22 protein-coding genes and 1 pseudogene are annotated in these 20,522 nt (G+C 47.0%); 15 read left to right on the top strand and 8 right to left on the bottom strand.

Annotated features, from left to right (window positions below):
- Positions 1-210: 210 nt before the first annotated feature.
- The gene (locus OO017_RS09685; protein ID WP_266052279.1) at positions 211-1,425 is read left to right on the top strand and encodes a peroxiredoxin family protein; all 1,215 of its coding nucleotides are present in this window, start codon (positions 211-213) and stop codon (positions 1,423-1,425) included.
- 172 nt (positions 1,426-1,597) lie between these two features.
- On the opposite strand, the gene OO017_RS09680 is transcribed toward OO017_RS09685, so the two are convergent.
- Entirely contained in the window at positions 1,598-2,221 is a 624-nt protein-coding gene (locus tag OO017_RS09680) for a class I SAM-dependent methyltransferase (protein ID WP_266052278.1), read from the bottom strand.
- A 558-nt stretch (positions 2,222-2,779) separates the two neighbouring features.
- Positions 2,780-3,757: a polyprenyl synthetase family protein gene (locus OO017_RS09675; protein ID WP_266052277.1), complete on the bottom strand. Its 978-nt coding sequence runs from the start codon at positions 3,755-3,757 to the stop codon at positions 2,780-2,782.
- A 273-nt stretch (positions 3,758-4,030) separates the two neighbouring features.
- On the opposite strand from OO017_RS09675, the gene OO017_RS09670 reads away from it, so the two are divergent.
- The 4 genes from OO017_RS09670 to rsgA all read left to right on the top strand — a co-directional run bounded on the left by OO017_RS09670 (position 4,031) and on the right by rsgA (position 7,220).
- A complete protein-coding gene (locus OO017_RS09670; protein WP_266052276.1) occupies positions 4,031-4,876 on the top strand; it encodes an alpha/beta hydrolase family protein in 846 nt (281 codons plus the stop codon).
- Complete coding sequence (folK, locus tag OO017_RS09665) at positions 4,869-5,354, top strand: 2-amino-4-hydroxy-6-hydroxymethyldihydropteridine diphosphokinase (RefSeq protein ID WP_266052275.1); 486 nt, start codon at positions 4,869-4,871, stop codon at positions 5,352-5,354. The genes OO017_RS09670 and folK overlap by 8 nt, the downstream gene beginning before the upstream one ends.
- Before the next feature lie 113 nt (positions 5,355-5,467).
- Positions 5,468-6,007 (top strand): hypothetical protein, encoded by a 540-nt coding sequence (locus OO017_RS09660; RefSeq protein WP_266052274.1) that lies wholly within the window; start codon positions 5,468-5,470, stop codon positions 6,005-6,007.
- A 148-nt stretch (positions 6,008-6,155) separates the two neighbouring features.
- Complete coding sequence (gene rsgA / locus OO017_RS09655) at positions 6,156-7,220, top strand: ribosome small subunit-dependent GTPase A (protein ID WP_266052273.1); 1,065 nt, start codon at positions 6,156-6,158, stop codon at positions 7,218-7,220.
- A 148-nt stretch (positions 7,221-7,368) separates the two neighbouring features.
- Here rsgA and OO017_RS09650 read toward each other — a convergent pair.
- Positions 7,369-7,608: pseudogene (locus OO017_RS09650) on the bottom strand (integrase core domain-containing protein); the annotation flags it as partial.
- Between the two features lie 23 nt (positions 7,609-7,631).
- Here OO017_RS09650 and OO017_RS09645 point away from each other — a divergent pair.
- Complete coding sequence (locus OO017_RS09645) at positions 7,632-7,799, top strand: Rossmann-fold NAD(P)-binding domain-containing protein (RefSeq protein WP_266052272.1); 168 nt, start codon at positions 7,632-7,634, stop codon at positions 7,797-7,799.
- Between the two features lie 34 nt (positions 7,800-7,833).
- On the opposite strand, the gene OO017_RS09640 is transcribed toward OO017_RS09645, so the two are convergent.
- Positions 7,834-8,661, bottom strand: coding sequence for an AraC family transcriptional regulator (locus OO017_RS09640; protein WP_266052271.1), 828 nt, complete (start codon positions 8,659-8,661; stop codon positions 7,834-7,836).
- Positions 8,662-8,772: 111 nt separating this feature from the next.
- Here OO017_RS09640 and OO017_RS09635 point away from each other — a divergent pair, with 111 nt between their 5' ends.
- The 9 genes from OO017_RS09635 (at position 8,773) to OO017_RS09595 (ending at position 15,098) form a co-directional block, all read left to right on the top strand.
- Positions 8,773-9,345 carry a sugar O-acetyltransferase gene (locus OO017_RS09635; RefSeq protein ID WP_266052270.1) on the top strand — a complete coding sequence of 191 codons (573 nt, stop codon included), beginning with the start codon at positions 8,773-8,775 and terminating at the stop codon, positions 9,343-9,345.
- Positions 9,342-9,848: a cupin domain-containing protein gene (locus OO017_RS09630; RefSeq protein ID WP_266052269.1), complete on the top strand. Its 507-nt coding sequence runs from the start codon at positions 9,342-9,344 to the stop codon at positions 9,846-9,848. Before OO017_RS09635 ends, OO017_RS09630 begins: the two co-directional genes overlap by 4 nt.
- A gap of 1 nt (position 9,849) precedes the next feature.
- A complete protein-coding gene (locus tag OO017_RS09625) occupies positions 9,850-10,902 on the top strand; it encodes an alpha/beta hydrolase (protein ID WP_266052268.1) in 1,053 nt (350 codons plus the stop codon).
- Between the two features lie 54 nt (positions 10,903-10,956).
- Positions 10,957-11,703: an SDR family oxidoreductase gene (locus OO017_RS09620; RefSeq protein ID WP_266052267.1), complete on the top strand. Its 747-nt coding sequence runs from the start codon at positions 10,957-10,959 to the stop codon at positions 11,701-11,703.
- 363 nt (positions 11,704-12,066) lie between these two features.
- A complete protein-coding gene (locus OO017_RS09615; RefSeq protein ID WP_266052266.1) occupies positions 12,067-12,438 on the top strand; it encodes an alpha/beta hydrolase in 372 nt (123 codons plus the stop codon).
- A 164-nt stretch (positions 12,439-12,602) separates the two neighbouring features.
- A complete protein-coding gene (locus OO017_RS09610; protein WP_266052265.1) occupies positions 12,603-12,821 on the top strand; it encodes an alpha/beta hydrolase in 219 nt (72 codons plus the stop codon).
- A 783-nt stretch (positions 12,822-13,604) separates the two neighbouring features.
- Positions 13,605-14,036, top strand: a complete 432-nt coding sequence (locus tag OO017_RS09605; RefSeq protein WP_266052264.1) for an SRPBCC family protein — start codon at positions 13,605-13,607, stop codon at positions 14,034-14,036.
- Positions 14,037-14,042: 6 nt separating this feature from the next.
- Positions 14,043-14,579 carry a GNAT family N-acetyltransferase gene (locus OO017_RS09600; RefSeq protein ID WP_266052263.1) on the top strand — a complete coding sequence of 179 codons (537 nt, stop codon included), beginning with the start codon at positions 14,043-14,045 and terminating at the stop codon, positions 14,577-14,579.
- Positions 14,580-14,678: 99 nt separating this feature from the next.
- On the top strand, positions 14,679-15,098 hold the full coding sequence (locus tag OO017_RS09595) for a hypothetical protein (protein ID WP_266052262.1): 420 nt from the start codon (positions 14,679-14,681) through the stop codon (positions 15,096-15,098).
- A 16-nt stretch (positions 15,099-15,114) separates the two neighbouring features.
- Here the strand turns inward: OO017_RS09595 and OO017_RS09590 are convergent, their stop codons facing one another.
- The 4 genes from OO017_RS09590 to OO017_RS09575 form a co-directional block, all read right to left on the bottom strand.
- Entirely contained in the window at positions 15,115-15,921 is an 807-nt protein-coding gene (locus OO017_RS09590) for a CPBP family intramembrane glutamic endopeptidase (protein WP_266052261.1), read from the bottom strand.
- 154 nt (positions 15,922-16,075) lie between these two features.
- Positions 16,076-16,954, bottom strand: coding sequence for an ACP S-malonyltransferase (gene fabD / locus OO017_RS09585; RefSeq protein ID WP_266052260.1), 879 nt, complete (start codon positions 16,952-16,954; stop codon positions 16,076-16,078).
- Positions 16,955-17,114: 160 nt separating this feature from the next.
- Complete coding sequence (locus tag OO017_RS09580) at positions 17,115-17,543, bottom strand: thiol-disulfide oxidoreductase DCC family protein (RefSeq protein WP_266052259.1); 429 nt, start codon at positions 17,541-17,543, stop codon at positions 17,115-17,117.
- Positions 17,543-20,305 carry a T9SS type B sorting domain-containing protein gene (locus tag OO017_RS09575; RefSeq protein ID WP_266052258.1) on the bottom strand — a complete coding sequence of 921 codons (2,763 nt, stop codon included), beginning with the start codon at positions 20,303-20,305 and terminating at the stop codon, positions 17,543-17,545. The genes OO017_RS09580 and OO017_RS09575 overlap by 1 nt, the downstream gene beginning before the upstream one ends.
- Between the last annotated feature and the right edge of the window lie 217 nt (positions 20,306-20,522).

Here is a 20,522-nt window from a genome sequence, read left to right as displayed (position 1 = left end):
TTTATACTCTATTTTATGAAGTTCACAAATGTACGAAAACTATATATCTCTAAAAACATAAGAATCCATGAATATAGGTTGCTACATTTATAGGCATGCAGAATTTTGAATCTGTGGATTTTACAGACTTATCCATACTTTTGTATCTCCTTACTACATAATGCTTATTACATGAAACATCACTTTAGTAATACCTATACCAGCCTCTTTTTGTTCTTAGCACTGCTGGTAACATCCTGTACTTCTATGACATCCACAGACAACACCATTAAACCCGGCAACTGGCGCGTAGCCCTGCAGCACGCCGAGGGCAAAGAGATCACCTTCATCATGGAGGCCGAGGAGAAGAACGGCAAAACCGTACTGCACCTGGTAAACGGTGAAGAGCGCATACTTGTAGACGACATACAGCAGGAGGGCGACTCTATTAAGATCGGCCTGCACATTTTCGACGCCGACCTGATTGCCAAAATTGACGGAGATAAGATGGCCGGCCGCTTCGTGAAGAACGACACACCGGAACCCTACTCCGTGCCTTTTACTGCAGAACATGGCAAAGAGAACCGGTTTGAAGCCAGCCCCGCCCCTGCCACCTTTGATTTTGGCGGCAGATGGGAAGTTATGTTTACCCCGCGCGACGGTAAACCTTACAAAGCCATTGGTGAGTTTAAGCAGGACGGCAACTACGCCACCGGCACATTTCTCATGGACTTGGGCGACTACCGCTACCTGGAGGGGCAAGTAGCAGGCAACGAACTCAAGCTTTCGACTTTTGATGGCAACCACGCTTACCTGTTCACGGCCACACCAGATAACGACAGCACCCTGACCGGCCATTTTTACGCTGGCATGAAGGGCTACGAAAGCTGGACCGCCAAGCGCAACCCAGACGCTAAACTGGCAGACGCGAACTCGTTAACATTTCTGAAACCGGGTTACGAAACGCTGTCTTTCACCTTTCCGAACCTGGAGGGCGAGCAGGTATCGCTGTCGGATGACAAGTATAAAGGCAAGGTGGTGATCGTGCAGTTGCTGGGCTCCTGGTGCCCTAATTGTATGGACGAGACAAACTTTCTGGCGCCCTACTACGATAAGAACAAAGATCGGGGCCTTGAGATCATCGGCCTAGGTTTTGAGCGCAGCCCGGAGTTTGAGAAAGCCGCCCCACGCCTGAAGAAAATGCAGGAGCGCCTGAACGTGAACTACGACCTGCTGGTAGCCGGTACTTCTGATAAAGAAGCAGCTGCCAAGGCATTGCCAGCCCTGAACCATGTCCTTTCCTTCCCGACCACCATCTTTATCGGCCGCGACGGAAAGGTACGCAAGATCCACACCGGCTTCTCCGGCCCTGGAACCGGCAAGTATTACGAGGAATTTGTAGCCGACTTCAACAAGACCATGGAGGAGCTGCTGGCAGAGAAGTAATTGTTGATTGCTGGATGAAACCTCCCCCTACCCCCTCCTAAAAACAGGAGGGGGTTATTTTTTTATACTTGGAATTGTTCTCTTTTGCTGGCGCGAATTTGTAACTCGCGCCTTACAATATACCTCAATCCAAGGCTCCCTCCCCTGTTTTTAGGGGAGGGCTGGGGAGGGGTTACGCCGGTTTCCTCAACCTTACCAACCTGAAAGTCCCCCCCAAAGCAGCCGGCTCGTTCAGCTCCTGCTGCAGCGAAGTCGGATGGATGATGTTGCCTATACTTCTATTGATGTCGGAAAAGAGGGTGCTGGCAAACTGGTTGAGCAGGCGGCGTAGCGGCGAAGGCGTCTGCCCGTCCGGCAAGAACTTATCAAACACCATCACGGTGCCGCCCGGCTTCAGCACCCGCTCCACTTCTTTGATGCTGGCTATCGGGTCCGGAATCACGGCAAGTATGAGGTGCGCTATCACGGCATCGAAACTACCGTCGGCAAACTCCAGCTGTTGCCCGTTCATCACCTGCGCGTTTACAGGTATTTGCAGCTCCTCCGCCCGTTGCTTCAGCTTGGTTATCATACCGGGCGTGATATCGATGGCGGTGAGGTTGGTGTAGCCATGCAGGTACGGCAGGTCGAGGCCGGTTCCGGCTCCAAGTATAAGTATGGCATCATCAGGTTTTGCCCCCAGCAGCTGCACCGAGCGCTTCCTATACTTCCGGAAAATGCGGTCTGCTACAAAATCATAGATGGGCAGGTACAAAGTATACCGAAGTCGGTTCCAGGCATTGGTGTTCAGGCTCATTTTTTCATAGGTTATTTTACTCGCATAAAGCTACCTACTGTACCTATACTACCTGTTACAAAATTATGGCTGAGAGTTACAAAAGTATATGGTCGAGCTGTCAGAATCAGGATTTTCAGGATTTAAGGATTGACAGGGTTTATTCTTTTACTTTCTTTATACTTTGCCTTAAACCTATATGTACTCTAAACCACCAGCGCAAAAGTCATCAAAATGTTAACTCAGTTACGCCAAAAATAGCCAATATAAAGCTTAGCACTATTACACCCCCAAAGACCATCCAAAAGAGCTTTACATAAAGCATTACCTTGTCCTGTAATATGTTAACTTCTACATCGTTGAAGTCTTTGAACTTGATATAGATAGGGAAAAATAAGGTTGGGTTACCAAAGAAAAGCAATGGATTAAAGAATAGGTGCAGAAACTTGGCATCTGCTAATTCGGAATCAAGCTTCCGACGTAACTGAAAATGGAAATAAGCTTTACTATATAATAAAGCTATAGCTAGAACGATTAAGGAAAGTACACTATAACTATAAACCAATTTCATTAGTAAGTCTACTTCTCTCGCTCAATAGTATAAGCAATGAGCTGCTCCAGCGAGCGGCGGGATGGGGTGTCGGGGAAGGTATGTAGTATGGCCAGCGCCTCGGCGTGGTACTGGCTCATCTGCTGGATAGTATAGTCGATGCCTCCGGAGTTTTTCACGAAGTCGATCACCTGCTGCACGCGCTTGTTGTCACCGTTATTGTTTTTCACGTTGTAGATCACGCGGCGCTTGGTCAGCCAGTCGGCCTCGCGCAGGGCGTGGATCAGCGGCAGCGTCATCTTCTTCTCCTTGATATCGATGCCCACAGGCTTGCCGATCTCGGCGGTGCCGTAGTCGAAAAGGTCGTCCTTTATCTGGAAGGCGATGCCCACTTTCTCGCCGAACAGGCGGGCTTTCTCTACTTCTTCTTTGCAGGCACCGGCAGAGGCAGCGCCAACGGCACAGCAGGAGGCAATTAGAGAGGCGGTTTTCTGGCGGATGATGTCGAAGTATACTTCCTCGTTAATGTCGAGGCGGCGGGCTTTCTCGATCTGCAGCAGCTCCCCCTCGCTCATCTCCTTCACGGCATTCGACACGATCTTGAGCAGGTCGTAGTCGTCGTTCTGCAACGAGAGCAGCAGGCCTTTGGAGAGCAGGTAGTCGCCTACCAACACGGCAATTTTGTTTTTCCAGAGGGCGTTTACGGAGAAGAAACCGCGGCGGTAGTTGGCATCGTCCACCACGTCGTCATGCACCAGCGTGGCCGTGTGCAGTAGCTCAATGAGGGCGGCACCGCGGTAAGTGGCCTCGGTTATACTTTCGTTAAAAAGTTTGGCTGTGAAAAACACGAACATAGGCCGCATCTGCTTCCCCTTGCGCTTCACGATGTAGCTCATAATCCGGTCCAGAAGTAAAACGCGGGTCTTCATGGAAGACCTGAACTTCTTCTCGAACTGCTGCATCTCCGACGCGATGGGCGCCTGTATTTCGTTTAGACTTATGCTCATGTGTTAGGTGCGCAATATTACGGCCTCCGGAAGTGCTTTCCAAACGCGGGCTGGCAAAACAGCATTTAATTGTTAAATTGCTGAAAGGTTAAATTGTTTGATGGGCTAAAGCACAGCACTACCCAGAGCGCGTGCTCTTTTTCGAAGCTGAAGGATCAAATCCATATCTCTTAAAAAGAATGTTAGAACAGAAACATCCGGAGCAAGGATTATCCAGTATAGCCCATCAGCCACCACAGCAGTTTAACAAGCAACAATTAAGCATCCCAAAGTATGAAAGTTGATTTTGTAGTATACCCTGAGCACGGCCGCCCCTTCACCGCCGATGTTACCTACTGGCCTGACAGCACCCCGAAGCCAATCGTGATCTTTGCCCATGGCTTTAAGGGCTTTAAAGACTGGGGGCACTTTAACCTGCTGGCCACCTACTTTGCCAAACAGGGCTTTGTGTTCATCAAGTTTAACTTCGCCTACAACGGCACCACCGTAGACAATTACCAGGACATGCACGACATGGAGGCGTTCGGGCAAAACAACTTCAGCCTGGAGCTCGACGACATGCAGGCCCTGATCAATCTGCTGCACTCGGAGAACCCACCTGTAGCGGCAAACGAGCTGGAACTGAACCGCATTTACCTGATTGGCCATAGCCGTGGCGGAGGCGCTGTGATACTGAAGGCAGCCGAGGAACCGCGCGTAAAGGCCGTGGCCAGTTGGGCCGGCGTAAACCGCTACGACAACCGCTGGGACGAGCTGCACATGGATAAGTGGAAGGAAGAGGGCGTGCAGTATGTGCAGAATGCCCGTACAGGTATACAGATGCCGCTGTACTACCAGATTGTGGAGGATTTTGTAGCGAACAAGTACCGCCTGGATATACCCACCGTGGTAAAGCGCATGAAGCAGCCCCTGCTCCTGCTGCACGGCGAGCAGGACGAAACGCTGCCTACCCAGATGGCCCGCGACCTGCAAAGCTGGAAGCCCGATGCCGAACTGCACCTGCTGCCTGAGGCCGACCACTCCTTTGGGGGGCAGCACCCTTACGAAGAAACAGAACTGCCGGACGCTGCCCGCTCAGCCGCCGACCTAAGTATAGAATTCTTCCGCCGCCATGCCTAAAGTGTACTTGCTACTGGGCGGCAACCTCGGCGACCGCACACTATACCTGCAGCAGGCCCGCGAAAGTATAAACCAGCAGGTAGGCACCCTCACGCACAGTTCCAAAGTATACGAGACAGCCGCCTGGGGCAAAACCGAGCAGCCAAACTTCCTCAACCAGGTGCTGGAGGTGCAAACGGAACTACCGCCGGAACAGGTGCTGCAAAGTATAAACCAGATTGAGCAGGAGCTTGGTCGGGTGCGGCATGAGCACTGGGGCGCCCGCGTCATCGACATCGACATACTTTTTTACGACGACCTGGTGCAGCAAACGCAACGCCTGATCATCCCTCACCCGCAGCTGCACCTTCGCCGGTTTACGCTGCTGCCATTGGCAGAGCTGGCTCCAGAGTTGGAGCACCCGGTGCTGCACACAAGTATAAACCAGCTGTTGCAAGCCTGCCCCGATGAGCTGGAAGTTTGGGAGTTTGAGGGGTAGTTTATTTTAAGCTTATTTAAGAAGGTCGGAGGAATTGAGTTATACTGCCTCCGCACATAATTCGGATAAACGTCATAGTGACGTATAAATAGAAGTTAGCTGTTATTTGAAATGTGAAAGAATCATTGCTGATTATCTTAGCTGTATTAGTTCTTGCAAGTTGTGATGAAAAGCTCAGCTCAAGCGAGAATAAAGCCACAACGAAGTTTGAAGCAGACTCCTTGCAAAGGGAGCAGCTTCGTTATTCAATTATAAAAGATAAGAAGCAGGCAAACTTTATTTCTGAAGGAGACACCACTCTATGGACTCCGACTAAAGAACAAATTGACCAAATCCTTTCACTTACAAAGAGTTCGATTTCAGCCAATGAAAATAAGTTCTCAAGGCACCTAAAGGCAGACAGTCTTGATAGCTCTTATAAGCAGATGATTTTCTACGTCGACAGTAACGGGGATTCCTTTGTTTTCATCAATGGACTCTGCGAGATAGGAGATTACCCTATGGAAGATTCGAATGGGAAGCTTAGGTTTTACAGGCGAGACTGGCAAAACCAATTAATTTTGGTAAACGATGGAGGGGACTGTTATTGGCGTGCTTTCATTAACTTTTCTAAGAAGCAAGTTAAAGGGCCTTTTGCAAACGGTGAAGCTTGAAAAGAAAAACAATAGCTAACGCCATACATAAAACAAGCTTCGGCTACGCCTTACTCGCTTTATGTACTAACCGGTATACACGAGCACGTTGGCGGTCAGGCTAAAAAAGACCGTATATATTGAGTAAGCTAATCTATTCTATCTTGAAATGACATTAGAAGATTTAGGATATAATGATAAACTAGAAAAATTAAGGAATGAGAATAACCTTAAAGAGTTTGAGATTGGAAGAGTAATATCAGAGCATAAAGAAAGATATATAGTAAAAACTGAGAAAGGAGAATTCGAAGCCGAGATAACAGGTAATTTACGATTTACATCAAAAAGTCGTGAAGACTTTCCAGCCGTTGGTGATTGGGTAGCCATAACAATTCATGATTCAGACTTTTCCATTATTCACAGCATATTTCCGAGATTCTCCATTATTTCCAGGCAGGACATTGGTAAGTTCGGAGAGATACAAATAATAGCAACAAATATTGATTATGCATTATTAGTGCAGGCCGCTGACAGGGATTTCAATATTAACAGACTTGAGAGATACCTGACCATTTGTAATTCTTCAAAGGTTAGTCCCATTATAGTTCTCACTAAGATTGATTTAATTGATGAACATCTGACTTTGGAGATATTGGATAAAATAAAAGGCCGTATTAATAATGTGCCGATTATTGCCATAAGTAATGCATCACAAGAAGGGTATGACAATCTAAAAGCGATCATTGAAAAAGGTAAAACTTATTGCATGCTTGGTTCTTCTGGTGTTGGAAAATCCTCTCTATTAAATAATCTTTCAGGCAGATCTATAATGCGAACAGGCACAATCAGCCAGAGCACGAATAAAGGAAAACATATTACAAGTCATAGAGAATTAATTGTTCTTGAAAATGGCGGAATATTAATTGATAATCCAGGAATGAGAGAAGTAGGTATTGCCGATTCATCAAGCGGATTAGAAATTACATTTGAAAAGATAATCAGGCTTGCTCAGAATTGTAAGTTCAAAGATTGTACGCACACGAATGAGACAGGCTGTGCTGTTATCGAAGCCGTTGCAAAGGGAGAAATCGACCAGGCTTCTTATGAGAATTACCTGAAACTAGAAAGAGAGAAAGCCCATTTTGAATCTTCGGTTGTTGAAAGACGGAAAAAAGACAAGGAATTCGGGAAAATGGTAAAGAATTACAAAAAGAACATCAATAAGAAAAAATGAAGTTCTGAGAAAAGAAGCCCGAACCGCTAACATCGCATTGGCAATAATGGGGCTGACAGTAATAAATTCAATATTTATAATCCCAGTGGGTATTTGTGCGAATGCTGTGCCGGCGTTTTTCAAAAGCCCCACTGAGCCCCTCCCAATTTTAGGACCGGTCAAAAGTATAGAATTCGGGTTTGACTATATTCTCTCTCATCCACTCTTCCGGTGTCTTGTCACCCAGTGAACTGTGGGGTCTGAAGCCATTGTACTCCTGCCGCCAAGCCTCTACCTTCTCCTGGGCATCCTCCAGGGAAAGGAACCAGTTCACGTTCAGGCACTCATCCCGGAAGCTACCGTTGCAGGACTCGATAAAAGCGTTATCCGTGGGTTTGCCGGGCCTGGAGATTTACCCTGGTCGAACCTCTTATGAATACTATCACCAGTAATAAAGTAAAAGAACTTTTTAAAGACAACTTCAAAACCACACCTGCTATGGATGGAGAAGCGATTGCTGATGCGGTGATATATGCTATTGGTCAACCAGCCACGGTGAATGTGAACGAAATCGTAATACGCCCACTTGATGAAGCCTGATAAATTAGTATTAGATAAATAAGACTTTTGGGTATTATTTCAACCGGTTCCGATACTCCTTTGGAGTAACACCCAACACTTTTTTTACATACCGGGTGAAAAAAGACCGACTGGAAAAATCCATTTCATTAGCGATCTCAGTAATATTTAACTGAGTGTTTTGCAAGAGGAGTTCTAACCGTTCTTTTGCAAAACGCTGAATCCATTCAGAGGCAGTAACACCAGAGTTTTGTTTGCAAATTGAATTCAAATATTTGGCTGTAATATTAAGCTGATTTGCATAAAACTGAACTTCCCTTTCACGCATAGAATGTTCCTGAAGCAGATGAATGAAACGTGCGTATAACGTACCTGTTTGCATAGTGCGTTTTCTATGTTCAAAATCGTTCGAGAAAATGTGCCACATCTCCAAAATAAAAAGCCGCATTTGTAATTTCAGGACTTCATCATAAAACCGGTGTTCCGTCTGTTTTAATTTATCATACAGCAGTTGAAAATTCAACATGATTCTATGCTTGTCTTCTTTGTCATGTAAATGCAATACAGGATAGCGGTTAGAATGTAAAGTAGCATCAATGCTCCTGCTTAAATCGGGAATATTGTCATTTAAAAATTCCTTCTCCACCAGTAAAACCGATGCCTTAAAATTTTTAGAAAAGGATAAATCGGCGATCCTGCTGTCGGCAAACCAGAATACAAATTCTCCTGCTTTACATTTATAGGGCTCGTTATTAAATATGAACGCTGCAGTACCTCTATGACAGAAGAGGTGCGTATGATACTCATGTATAAAATCCTCAGGAAAGTCCGCCTTTCCTGTAGCTTCCAGTAAGATTACATTGGACTTCTTTTCTTTACTCATAACCGCAGCATTAACTATTTTCGAAGATAGGTGATATTTGAAACTCTCAGCGAAATAAGTGTAACAAATGTAATTAGAAGAGTACGTAACTTTATACTTCGGTGCAAAAACATGGAAACAAAAGTGAAGGACATATTTGAAAGATTGAAGGATGGCGAAACCATTCCGCCAAACGACCCGCAAGCTCATAAAATGAGAGAGGCTTCGTATGCCACGAAAGAATTGTTGTTACATATGAACAATTCTTCCGACCCGGCAGAGGTGAGGGATTTGCTGAGTCAAATAACTGGTTCCGACATAGACCAGAGTGTAGCCATATTTACTCCTTTGTATATCAATTACGGTAAGCACACCAAAATCGGCAAAAATGTATTCATCAATTTCAATTGTGTCTTCTTGGATTTAGGAGGAATTACCATAGAAGACAATGTACTGTTAGCCCCAAATGTAAGTTTGCTTTCTGAAGGACACCCTATCTCACCCGAAGAAAGGCATTCACTTATTCCGACCCCTATTCACATTAAGAAAAACGCCTGGATTGGTGCTAATGCTACCATTTTACAAGGAGTTACGATTGGCGAAAACTCGGTGGTTGCGGCAGGTTCGGTCGTTTCGAAAGATGTTCCCGATAATGTAGTCGTGGGTGGAACCCCTGCTAAAATTATAAAGACAATCGAAGGATGATAACAAGAATAAAAACCTTAGCATTAGCAGTATTTACAGCTGGTCTTTTTTTGATGTTAGGCTGCAGTTCAAAAACAGAACAAGAAAATATGAAAACAAATAAAGAAGAATTAGTTACCATCTTTCCAAAAGGACAGAAAGGCCCCAAAGCTAATTTTACAGGCAATGCCTATAACATAGGACTGGTTGAGGTTGATTCAGTTTTTACCACCGCTGTAGGCAATGTTTATTTTGAACCAGGCGCAAGAAGCAATTGGCACTCACATCCTGCCGGACAAATATTAATTATCACAGATGGAGTGGGTTATCACCAGATTGAAGGGCAACCTATTGAAACCATTAGAAAAGGTGATGTGGTAAAATGCCCGCCAAATGTAAGGCATTGGCATGGGGCAAGTCCAGAAGTGGGGCTACAGCAATTATACATAGTTCCGAATACCGAGAAAGGAATTGTAGATTGGCAGGAGACAGTTAATGATGAACAATATTTTAAACAGAAATAAAATGAAAAAAGCAATAATACTTGCAGCTACACTCCTAATGTGTGTAGGGCAGGCTTGTAACACAAAAACGGAAGCGAAAATAAAAAAGTCTGAAACAATGAACAGTACAGAGGAACATTATACATTTCAGTTGAGTGATAATGTAACCCGGCAAAAAGTAAGCTTCAAAAACCGCTACGGAATTGAACTTACGGGCGATTTGTATCTACCTAAAAATGGCGGAAACAATTTGCCTGTATTGGCTATTAGCGGACCATTTGGAGCAGTAAAAGAACAATCATCAGGATTGTACGCCAATCAAATGGCAGAGCGTGGATTTGTGGCTTTGGCATTCGACCCATCGTATACAGGTGAAAGTGGTGGTGAACCCAGAAATGTGGCTTCACCAGACATTAATACAGAAGACTTTAGTGCTGCGATAGACTTCCTTGGATTACATGAAAAAGTAGACCGCAATAAGTTAGGTATCATCGGGATTTGTGGATTTGGCGGTTTTGCCTTAAACGCCACCGCTGTTGATAAACGAGTGAAGGCAGTGGCAACTACCAGTATGTACGATATGTCACGAGTGAATGCTGAAGGATATTTTGGCTCTACTACACCGGAGCAACGAACCAAAATGCTGGAAGAAATGAGCTTACAGCGTTGGGAGGATGCAAAGAACGGAACACCTGATTATCCCGAGAATGGTTTGGGGCAGACTAACGAAGAATCTCCCCAATTTGTGAAAGAGTATTATGATTACTACAAAACGGATAGAGGTTTTCATCCACGTTCAATCAATTCAAATGCTGCCTGGACAACAACCAACACCTTGTCTTTCATGAACATGCCGCTACTGACATACATAAAGGAAATATCACCAAGACCTATGCTAATTATTGCCGGAGAAAATGCACACTCAAAATACTTCAGTGAAGATGCCTATAAAGAAGCTGCTGAACCGAAAGAATTGATGATTATTCCAGGTGGAGTACATACTGATTTGTACGATCAACTAGATAAAATTCCTTTCAATAAACTAGCAGCATTCTTTAATGAGAATTTAAAATGAAAGCAATACCATGCATAAAGAAAGGATTGGGGAAAATTTTGAAAAAGAAAAGTTATGAATGAGAATATAAAAGGAAAAGTAGTAGTGATTACAGGAGCTAGTAGCGGATTGGGTGAAGCTACAGCCCAACTTTTAGCGGAACAGGGTGCCAGCCTTGTCCTGGCAGCGAGAAGGGCAGAACGTATTGAGAAAATAGCAGAAGGTATAACTGCCATAGGTGGCAAAGCCCTTGCCGTACCTACCGACGTCTCGGCAAAAGAGCAGGTTGAGAATCTGGTAAAAGCTGCCGTCGACAAATTTGGTAAAATAGATGTGCTGTTAAACAACGCTGGATTAATGCCATTGTCTCCTATAGAAAGTCTAAAGACAGACGAATGGGATCAGATGATTGATGTGAACATCAAGGGTGTACTATATGGAATGGCTGCCGTACTACCACACATGAAACAGCAAAAATCGGGACAAATTATTAATGTTTCTTCAGTGGCAGGACATAAAGTCTTTCCAAGGTCTACTGTATATTCTGCTACCAAAAGTGCTGTAAGAGTAATCTCGGAAGGTTTTCGTCAGGAAGTAACGCCTTATAACATCCGTACTACCATCATTTCTCCCGGAGCGGTAAAAACGGAACTTCTGGAGCACATCAGCGATCAGGATATTCAAAAGAACAACCAGGAATATGTAGGCAAAATTGGACTTAGCCCTGATGCTTTTGCTCGTTTGATATCTTTTTCCATAAGCCAACCTGAAGAAATGGATATTAATGAAATCCTGTTCCGCCCAACGGCTCAGGAACTTTAAATTGGAAAATTTTATAGAAATGAAAACTAGGAAGAATATCTTTTTAGGACTTTCGCTCGCAGCATTAATGATAGAGCGTGTGGTCAGGAAAAAGCGAGTGAAATTAATTCAATAGCAAAAAAAGAATCAGCAGCATTAACAGCCGCTGATACAGCAGAGAACTATACATTCCAGTTAAATGACAACGTCACCAGGAAAGGTGTAACATTCAAAACCGTTTCGGGATTAAAGTTTCAAGCGATTTGTATGTACCCCAAAGTGGCGGAAACAATTTGCCTGCGTTAGTTATAAGTGTCCCGTTTGGAGCTGTAGAAGAACGCCGGGACTTTATGCAAATGAGATGCTTCCAGAGGGTTTGTAACGTTGGCATTTGACCCTTCATTTACAGGTGAAAACGGAGGAGAAATTCGAAATGTTGGCTCTCCTGAATTCTTCACAGAAGACTTTAGTGCAGCAGTGGATTACCTTGGCTTGTTACCATCTGTTGACAGAAACAAGATTGGTGCAATAGGCATCTGCGGGCTAAGCAGAATGGCACTTACTGCCGCCACAAGTGACACGCGCATTAAAGCGATAGCAACTACTTCTATGTATGATATGTCTAAAAGTATGAGCCGCGGCTACAAGAATAGCTATACAAGGGAACAGCGGCAAAAAATCATCGAAGATCTAAGCCAGCAGCGTTGGGACGATGCAAAAAGCGGAAATTATGAATTAGGACTGCACGAACTTTAATTTGATGAAAATAGAAATATTATAGAAGGAAAACGGGTGCTGCCAGACACTTTACCCAATGACCCCGTGATTATTACAGAACACCAAGAGGTTTTCACGAGCGTTCTATTAATTCTACAACTGCATGGACAGCAACAACCCCGATGTCGTTTTTCAATTTTCCGTTGAATGCAAACATTGAAATGATTTCGCCCCGCCCAATTATGCTGGTTGCAGGAGAAGATGCCCATTCACGTTATCACTCAGAGGATGTTTACAGTGAAGCGTTAGAACCAAAAGAATTAGTGATTGTGCCCAATGCAGACCATGTGGATCTGTACGATCAAATGGAAAAAATTCCATTTGATAAATTGGAATCATATTTTAGTAAAAATTTGAAATGAGATGCCACAGCTCTTTGCAATCCTCGTTTCTGCGGTTGCAAAGAGCTGTTCCAATTCGACTGACAGAAAATGAAAATAAAAAAGCTAGCGTACAATCGAGTAGCCAGCCGTGAGCAAAATTGCTCACGGTGAGGCCCTCACACCACCGTACGTACGGGTCGCGTATACAGCGGTACGTCAAGGATAGCACAGCCGCTCTTTACACCAGCCATGCCCTTGCCCTAGTTTGGGATAAGGCTAGCAAACTCCACCGTTTGAACCTCCTTATCGGATTTCGGGCAACTTGACGTTCAGCCCTTCCTCATCCTGTGAGACCTCAGTAGTGCTTACGGCTCGTTTCCGGATAACTACTATGGCTTCTGCTGACTTCTCCCCCTGTACACGACAGGGCGAGACCTCCCCAGGTATGACGCTTATCCTTCCGCCTAATCCTGCTGCATCTACAAAGAGCCGTTTGTTGGCCAGGGGCTTTGCAAAGATGTGCTTGCTTACCCACGACTCCCTGCCTCTTATGCAGTATCTGTTCGTCAGTTCAGGCTTTTGCAGTCCTGCTTCCTTCACTGCACCCCTCACGAGATACCAGCTCGCAGCTTGCTAATCGGCTTCACCAACTTGCCGATAAGGGGCTTGCACCCTCTGGATAATCTGAGTATATTTCTTATGAAATAGTACTCGCGCCATGCTGGGCGCACACAACACCTTCACGGTAGCTACGCCGCCGTAAAGACAAGCCCGTTAAGTACATCAAAACAAAGTTCACTAACTGATCCTTAAAACTAGCATATGCCTAACAATTCCGCCATTGAAGTAGAAGTAAACTACCACTACCAAACCGAGCCTGAAAAAGTGTACCAAGCCTGGCTGAGCGAAGAACTGGCGCAGCAGTGGTTCGGCCCCGGGCTCGGAGAAACTGAGCCAGTGCAGATAGACGCCAACGTAGGCGGTAAATTCCGCATTGTGCAGGTGCGGGATGGCCAGCCGGTGGGCCATGGTGGAGAGTACCTTGCTTTAGATAGACCTAACTTCCTCTCCTTCACCTGGGCGATGGATGGGATGGAAGAAATTAGTGTTGTCAAAGTATACATCACCCCAACCTCCGGTGGCTCTTCAGTGAAGCTGGTGCATGAGATAGATGAGCAGTGGCGGGAATATATAGACAGAACCCGTGAGGCTTGGCTGGGCATGATGCGAGAGATGGAAGAACTTATAAAATAGCAAACCTTGAACACCTATAAATCCTTCGAAACGGAGCGGCTCATCCTGAGGCCTACCTCTCATGAAGATGCTCCCTTTATTTTCGAGCTCCTGAACACGCCCCAGTGGCTTAAATACATCGGAGACAGGAACGTAACTTCCATTAAGGCCGCGGAAGAGTACATCAGGAGCAGAATGCAGCCGCAGTTTGAACGCCTGGGGTACGGCAACTACACCATCACCCGAAAATCTGACGGCACCAAATTGGGCACATGCGGGCTTTATGATCGCGAAGGATTAAACGGGGTTGATATCGGCTATGCCTTGCTGCCGCAGTTTGCTAAACAAGGGTATGCTTTTGAAGCTGCCAGCAAGGTTCTGGAAGCTGCTTCTGACAACTTTAAACTAGATCAGATCTGTGCCATCACCAGCAAAGAGAACACCGCTTCTCAAAAGCTTCTGGAAAAACTAGGGTTGAAATATATCCAACTGGTCAGGCTGCCAAAAGATGACGAAGAGTTACTACTTTACGAGCTACCTCCACAGGACAGGCATAACGGATGAACCAACGTAAAACCACACCTTTAAGCTAACAACTTCGAGTGTACCCCTATATTTTTTTCGTCTACAGCATTAAACCAAACAACAGTCCCCACACAGAACATGAGCAACGCCACTACCACCCGGATCGCCACCTTTGGCATGCTGATCATCCTTTCTCTTTTTGTGCTGTTTCACCTGTTAATCCTTACCGGGATAGTACCGTTTGAGGCAGTGTGGGGCGGGCGATTGAAGGACAGGTCCCAGATGCTTTCGTTTGAGAGCGTCTCCATCATTATAAACCTGGTAATGCTTGCAATTGTAAGTATAAATGCCGGCGCGTTAAAAGTGAGCATCAGCAACAAGGTTATAAAGGCGGCGCTTTGGGTAATGTTTGCGCTTTTTATACTTAACACGGCTGGAAATGCTTTGTCCAACAACAAACTGGAAAAGTTGCTTTTTACGCCGGTAACTATGGCACTGGCTTTAGGTAGCCTGGTGCTGGCAAGAAGCAAGGCGCATAAAGCAGCTACGGTTGCTTAGCACAACGCCGGCTATGCTACACCACCTGTCCCTCCTCTACCCGCAGTTCTGGTGTAGGCGCATGCTTTTCGCTACTCTTAAGTATAAAGTAGACCGCCGGCAGCATCAGAACTGTCACACCTAAACTTATATAGTCGTACAGTGGCCCCTCTTGTACGTTCTCTAGTTGCCAAACGCCATTCCCATCAAAGCCATACATTACCCTATACATCATGTTGCCGCCCCAGTGCAACCCCAGCGATATCCAGATAGCCCCGGTCTTAAGCACGGTATAAGCAAAGGCAGCACCAAGTATGGCCGAGAAAACAAAATTCAGCGGGTCCAGGCCTTCATTCCAGAAATCATCGAGGGTATAAAGTATGGTGGCAGCAAAAACATACCAGGCTAGCAGCTGCCGCCGCTTAAAGTATGCAAACCAGTACCCGCGAATGGTGATGTCGTTCAGGATGGAGGAGAAAAACATGGCCAGCAGCGCCTGCCCCAGCATCGGAAGTATAAAACCCGGCTCCATCAGCCCCGCCACCTCAAACTTGCCCAGCTCATAAAAAGCCAGGTACTTTAGCGCGTAAACCAGGAAACCAACCAAAAAGCCTATGCCCAGGTGAAGCAGCCAGCCTTTGTGTCGCGCCATCCCCAGCTGCTTCAGCCCCTGCAGTTGCAGCAGGAACCTGCTGACCATAAAGGCCAGCACAAAGAAACCTGCCCAGTAGGCAAACCACAAAGGCACATTGCCAGCATCGAAAAAGCGGGGGATAAGGTTTATGTAGAGGCTCAGCAAAATAAAGCCAATCAGCCACAGCGCCAGTGGCGTTTTCTTTTTCATAGTCAGATGCTTTGGTTCAGTAGCCGCAAATGTAGCTATTTATACTTTATCACCAATAGATTATACTTTAACTACACTTCTCGTAATGCAAAAACGCCCTCTCCGGCAGCAAGCCAGAGAGGGCGTTTATACTTTTTATACTTACAGCGGATGCTTATTCGGCAGAACTAACCTCGGCGGTACGCTCGATCTTCTTCACCAGCCCCTGCAGCACCTTACCCGGGCCACACTCCACAAAGTGGGTGGCGCCATCGGCTACCATCTGCTGCACCGACTGTGTCCAGCGAACCGGTGCAGTTAGCTGGCTGATCAGGTTCTGCTTGATCTCGGCAGGATCCGTATGCGGCTTGGCATCCACGTTCTGGTAGATCGGGCAAATACCCTGCGAGAACGTGGTCTCTTCGATGGCTTTGGCAAGTTCTACCTCAGCTGGCTTCATCAGCGGCGAGTGGAACGCACCACCAACCGGCAGCGGCAGCGCACGTTTGGCACCGGCCTCTTTCATTTTCTCACAGGCAACCTCGATTCCTTTGTTTGAGCCGGAGATCACCAGCTGGCCCGGGCAGTTATAGTTGGCAGCCACTACAACCTCGTCGATAGAGGCGCATACCTGCTCTACTTTCTCATCCTCCAGGCCAAGTATGGCAGCCATGGTAGACGGGTTGGCCTCACAGGCAGCCTGCATCGCCATCGCTCTTTTGTACACCAATCGCAGGCCATCCTCAAAACTCAGCACCTTGCTGGCTACCAGAGCAGAGAACTCACCCAGCGAGTGGCCTGCCACCATATCCGGATTAAAGTCTTTGGCTACGGTAGCCTGCGCCACAGAGTGCAGGAAAATAGCCGGCTGCGTTACTCTGGTCTGCTTCAGCTCCTCATCGGTGCCGTTAAACATGATCTCGGTGATGTTGAACCCAAGGATCTCGTTTGCCTTATCAAACAGTTTTTTTGCCTCTTCGTGCTGCTCGTACAGGTCTTTGCCCATCCCTACAAACTGAGAGCCCTGTCCCGGGAAAACGTATGCTTTCTTCATGTATCTTGTTGTATGTTTATTGCAGATTGAATTCTCGTGTGATTTAAACACCGAACAGCCTCAAAATAAAAATTGTCAGAAAGTATAAACATGCGGTGCCGCTGAAGCTTTTACAGCGCGCCCGAAAAACAATCTAACCATTAACAATTCTGCCGTTAAATCACCCTACAAACCTGGCCCTTTGCTCAGGACTCGGCAGCATGCAGGTTTCTGTGCGGCCAGCTATGCGGTAGCGGTTCTTAGCCACCAGCCGGTACACAAAATTGCGGAAAGATACAGGAATAATGCGGAAAACAGCAAGAATGGACACCGGAAAATCGAGGTGGCGGGCAATGCGCAGGATTGCGTCAGACTCAGTATAGAGCCTCCCGTTCTCATAAAAAAGTATGGAGTCCGGTAAAGGATGGGGGATTTCAGGCCTGGGCACCAGCGCCTCCAGCACACCGGACTGCAGGGCAGCAAAGTATAAATCCTGCTTCGAGTTATACTTTAGCGCCACCTGCACACTACCCTGGCAAAAGCCGCAGGTGCCGTCGTAAAACACAACAGGCCTCCCCTGCAGCTGCTCCAGGTCAGAAAACTTCGTCATTAGCGTACTATCTCTACCCATCCTTTGTAGGTGGCGCGGGCTTTGGCTGGGTCTAAAGTATAAAACTCCACTTCTGCCTCGTAAAAATAAGTGCCGTCGGTCAGGCGGTTGCCATCGTTATCAACGCCTGGCCAGTTAATATAGCGCCCTTCGCCTTCGGTTACCTTACCACTATCGTACACCTGCACTCCCCAGCGGTTGTACACCTTAAACTTCATGCTCTTGATAAAGGCCCTTACTTTAGGCCGGAACACGTCGTTCAGGTTATCCCCGTTTGGTGTGATGATGTTCGGAAGTATAAACGAGATACAGTTATCGTTGCATACTTCGTTGCTGAACGCACTTTCACGCCCGTTCACATCTGTGGCCGTTACCAGATAACAACCCGCGTAAGATTGCAGGCCGCTATGGGTGTAGGTGGTTTCTGTGGTTGTATCCAGCGGTGCAAACTCCCCTTCCAGCGTAGACTTAAAGTATACGGTGTAGTAGGCTATCTCTTCGGTACAATCCGGTGAGGTATCGGGCACCCAGTTCAGCACATTCTCGTAAGGCGGCTCCGTAGGGTTCTGCTCAAACAAATTACAGTCGAGCTGTGCTATACTTAGCTCCGGCGGGCAAATATTCTTTGGCAGCGTAACGCATACTTGCTGGCTGTTGTTAAGCAGCGGCTCTGGCAGCCCTTGAATCTGGTAGGTACCGGCTGTCTGTACATAGTAGCAGTACTCCTGCCCGCGCACCAGTTCCTGGTCGCCAAAAGCGCCGGTATCAGTATACGTACCGCCCGTAGCCGTAGCCGATACACTGTCGATAAGGGTGAATACCCCTTCTACCTGCCTGTAAATATAATGCTGCAGCACCTCGTTCTTCCAGGGCACATCATAAGTCCAGTTCAGGGATATTTCCTTCACATCGCCTTCAGCAGGTGCTGCCTCCAGGTACACGCTGGATGCCTCGGTGCTATCGCGGAGCGAGGTTGGCTGGCCACCAGGTGTAGGTGTTTGGTAAAACTCCAGGCGGTAACGGTAAGCGTTCTCAACCGTGTTCAGTCCTGTGTCCACAAAAGTGGTATCAGACATGTTTCGGGTACGCTTCACCTCTGTAAAACCTGCACCGGCCTCCATACCTACTTTGCGGTACAGGCGATACTCCAGCGGAGGAGTCAGCTTCTCCACTTCTATCGGCTGGGCCCACTTCACGGTTATCTGCCCGTTGGTCTCGTCCGTCTCATCTACCGTAACATTGGTCAGGTACGGAATATCCTGGTCTATCACCACACAGGTTTCCAGCGAGGCAAGGCTTTCGCCGCGTGGCTGCGCCGGGAAAGTAGCGTAAATGATGTAGCAGTACTCTACACCGGCCTTTAAATTAGGGTCATCATCGAAGAAAGTTACTTCGCCTGCGTCCACCTCTCCTATCAGCACATACCCTGTAGAGGCGGGCACACCAGTCTGGCACTCATCCGGCACAAAGTTACTAGGCCCTTCGCGGCGGTAGATGCGTATCTTATCGGCATTCTGGCAGATGTAAGAGTCCCAGGTCAGGGTTACATTACGGTCGGCACTGGTGGCATCCAGGTTTTGCGGTGGCGGCCCGATAACCCTTATGTTCCAGGGCTGCAGGTCTGCCAGTCGGTCTTCGTTGTTTGGCCGCACGTCCTCTGCACGGAATACGACCTGGTAAGGCGCCTGGCGCACATCCTCGCAGGTGGTGTTCCAGATAAACAGGCCTGTGGCAGAGCCTTTGTTGTTCGTGATTTGCTCAAAAGTAGCTGGCGGCACAATACCACTACCCGCCACGGTTAGGTTTATCAGGTCACCGTCAGGGTCAGTGGCTCTTACAACGCTACGCAAAGTTGTACCAGCCACCACGCAGGTGTCTTTTGGTTCCAGCACAGGTGGCCGGTTTTCGTTCTCTTCCACGTTAATACGCATGTCGCGCACTACCTCGCCAATCTTTACGGCACCTCTGTTAGGTCCACGCCGCCATTCCTCCACCACAAAGGCAATATTATACTTACCAGCCAGGCACGGGGCATCCCAGGTTAACTGGCCTGTAATGGGGTCGAGCCTGAAGAACGCAGGGCCGCTGTCATCTGAGGTACGGCAATTTGCCACCTGGTCTGGGTGGCGGTAGCCCGGCACTACGGCAATGTCGCCGCTTGGCTGCTGGTAGCGTGGGGCAATCAGTTTAAAGGAAAGGCTGTCGCCATCGGCATCGTATGCGCCCGGGTTATGCACAAACCTGCGGAACAGGGCGGCATCGTCAATCGGCTCCACGGTAAGCACAGGTGTGGAGTTAAACCCGCGAAGGGCGTTGATATCAATAGTGGTGGAGATGAAGAAAGAGCGCTGGTCTGATGGCGCCGCCATGTTCAGGATATTGTTATCCCGGTTCTCCCCGATCCAGTAGGTAGTATAAGTACCGTCCGAGGGGTACGTGAATTCCCACTCAAACACTTCCCGGTCTGTTTCGGAGTTGATAGGAGTTACAGATTTTCTTTGTACGGTAAGGGTGGTATTGCCGGAGCCCGTGTAGATGATCACCTCCGGATCCTCGGCTTGCGAGAAGTGATTGGTGTAAACAATCATCGTAAAGAAAAAGCGGCGGGGGTTCGGGTTCGGCGTAGTGTCCCGTCTTGCAGTAATATCCCCTGCTCGAATATGAGTAGCCTGTACTTCCGAGAAAGTACCCAACAGCAACAATAGCAACACCCACAACAGACTACCATGCAGCAGATACTTCAGGCGTATAAGGTTTGGCATAGATCAATCGGGTTAGGCAGTAAATATAGTATAATCTTAAACTAAAGTTACACTAAAATGTTGTGATCATAGAAGAGAAGCAGGTAAAAGGCAGAGATGTTAGGAGTTACGGATAACAATTTAGATTGATTCAAAATATGAAGGCAAAATTGTTTTCTATATGGCCTGAATGTACCTTTGAGCGTTAAAATAACGCTTATTTCACTTAACCTATAAC

The organism is Pontibacter anaerobius, from assembly GCF_026241195.1.
GTDB lineage: Bacteria > Bacteroidota > Bacteroidia > Cytophagales > Hymenobacteraceae > Pontibacter > Pontibacter anaerobius.
The sequence above is the reverse complement of the archived record's forward strand: the minus strand, read 5'-3'. Positions and strand labels throughout refer to the sequence as shown.

Coding starts and splice junctions, on each gene's coding strand:
- OO017_RS09680 (WP_266052278.1), bottom strand. CDS start 2,221: ATGAGCCTGAACACCAATGCCTGGAACCGACTTCGGTATACTTTGTAC.
- OO017_RS09675 (WP_266052277.1), bottom strand. CDS start 3,757: ATGAGCATAAGTCTAAACGAAATACAGGCGCCCATCGCGTCGGAGATG.
- OO017_RS09670 (WP_266052276.1), top strand. CDS start 4,031: ATGAAAGTTGATTTTGTAGTATACCCTGAGCACGGCCGCCCCTTCACC.
- folK (WP_266052275.1), top strand. CDS start 4,869: ATGCCTAAAGTGTACTTGCTACTGGGCGGCAACCTCGGCGACCGCACA.
- rsgA (WP_266052273.1), top strand. CDS start 6,156: ATGACATTAGAAGATTTAGGATATAATGATAAACTAGAAAAATTAAGG.
- OO017_RS09645 (WP_266052272.1), top strand. CDS start 7,632: ATGAATACTATCACCAGTAATAAAGTAAAAGAACTTTTTAAAGACAAC.
- OO017_RS09640 (WP_266052271.1), bottom strand. CDS start 8,661: ATGAGTAAAGAAAAGAAGTCCAATGTAATCTTACTGGAAGCTACAGGA.
- OO017_RS09635 (WP_266052270.1), top strand. CDS start 8,773: ATGGAAACAAAAGTGAAGGACATATTTGAAAGATTGAAGGATGGCGAA.
- OO017_RS09630 (WP_266052269.1), top strand. CDS start 9,342: ATGATAACAAGAATAAAAACCTTAGCATTAGCAGTATTTACAGCTGGT.
- OO017_RS09625 (WP_266052268.1), top strand. CDS start 9,850: ATGAAAAAAGCAATAATACTTGCAGCTACACTCCTAATGTGTGTAGGG.
- OO017_RS09620 (WP_266052267.1), top strand. CDS start 10,957: ATGAATGAGAATATAAAAGGAAAAGTAGTAGTGATTACAGGAGCTAGT.
- OO017_RS09605 (WP_266052264.1), top strand. CDS start 13,605: ATGCCTAACAATTCCGCCATTGAAGTAGAAGTAAACTACCACTACCAA.
- OO017_RS09595 (WP_266052262.1), top strand. CDS start 14,679: ATGAGCAACGCCACTACCACCCGGATCGCCACCTTTGGCATGCTGATC.
- OO017_RS09590 (WP_266052261.1), bottom strand. CDS start 15,921: ATGAAAAAGAAAACGCCACTGGCGCTGTGGCTGATTGGCTTTATTTTG.
- fabD (WP_266052260.1), bottom strand. CDS start 16,954: ATGAAGAAAGCATACGTTTTCCCGGGACAGGGCTCTCAGTTTGTAGGG.
- OO017_RS09580 (WP_266052259.1), bottom strand. CDS start 17,543: ATGACGAAGTTTTCTGACCTGGAGCAGCTGCAGGGGAGGCCTGTTGTG.
- OO017_RS09575 (WP_266052258.1), bottom strand. CDS start 20,305: ATGCCAAACCTTATACGCCTGAAGTATCTGCTGCATGGTAGTCTGTTG.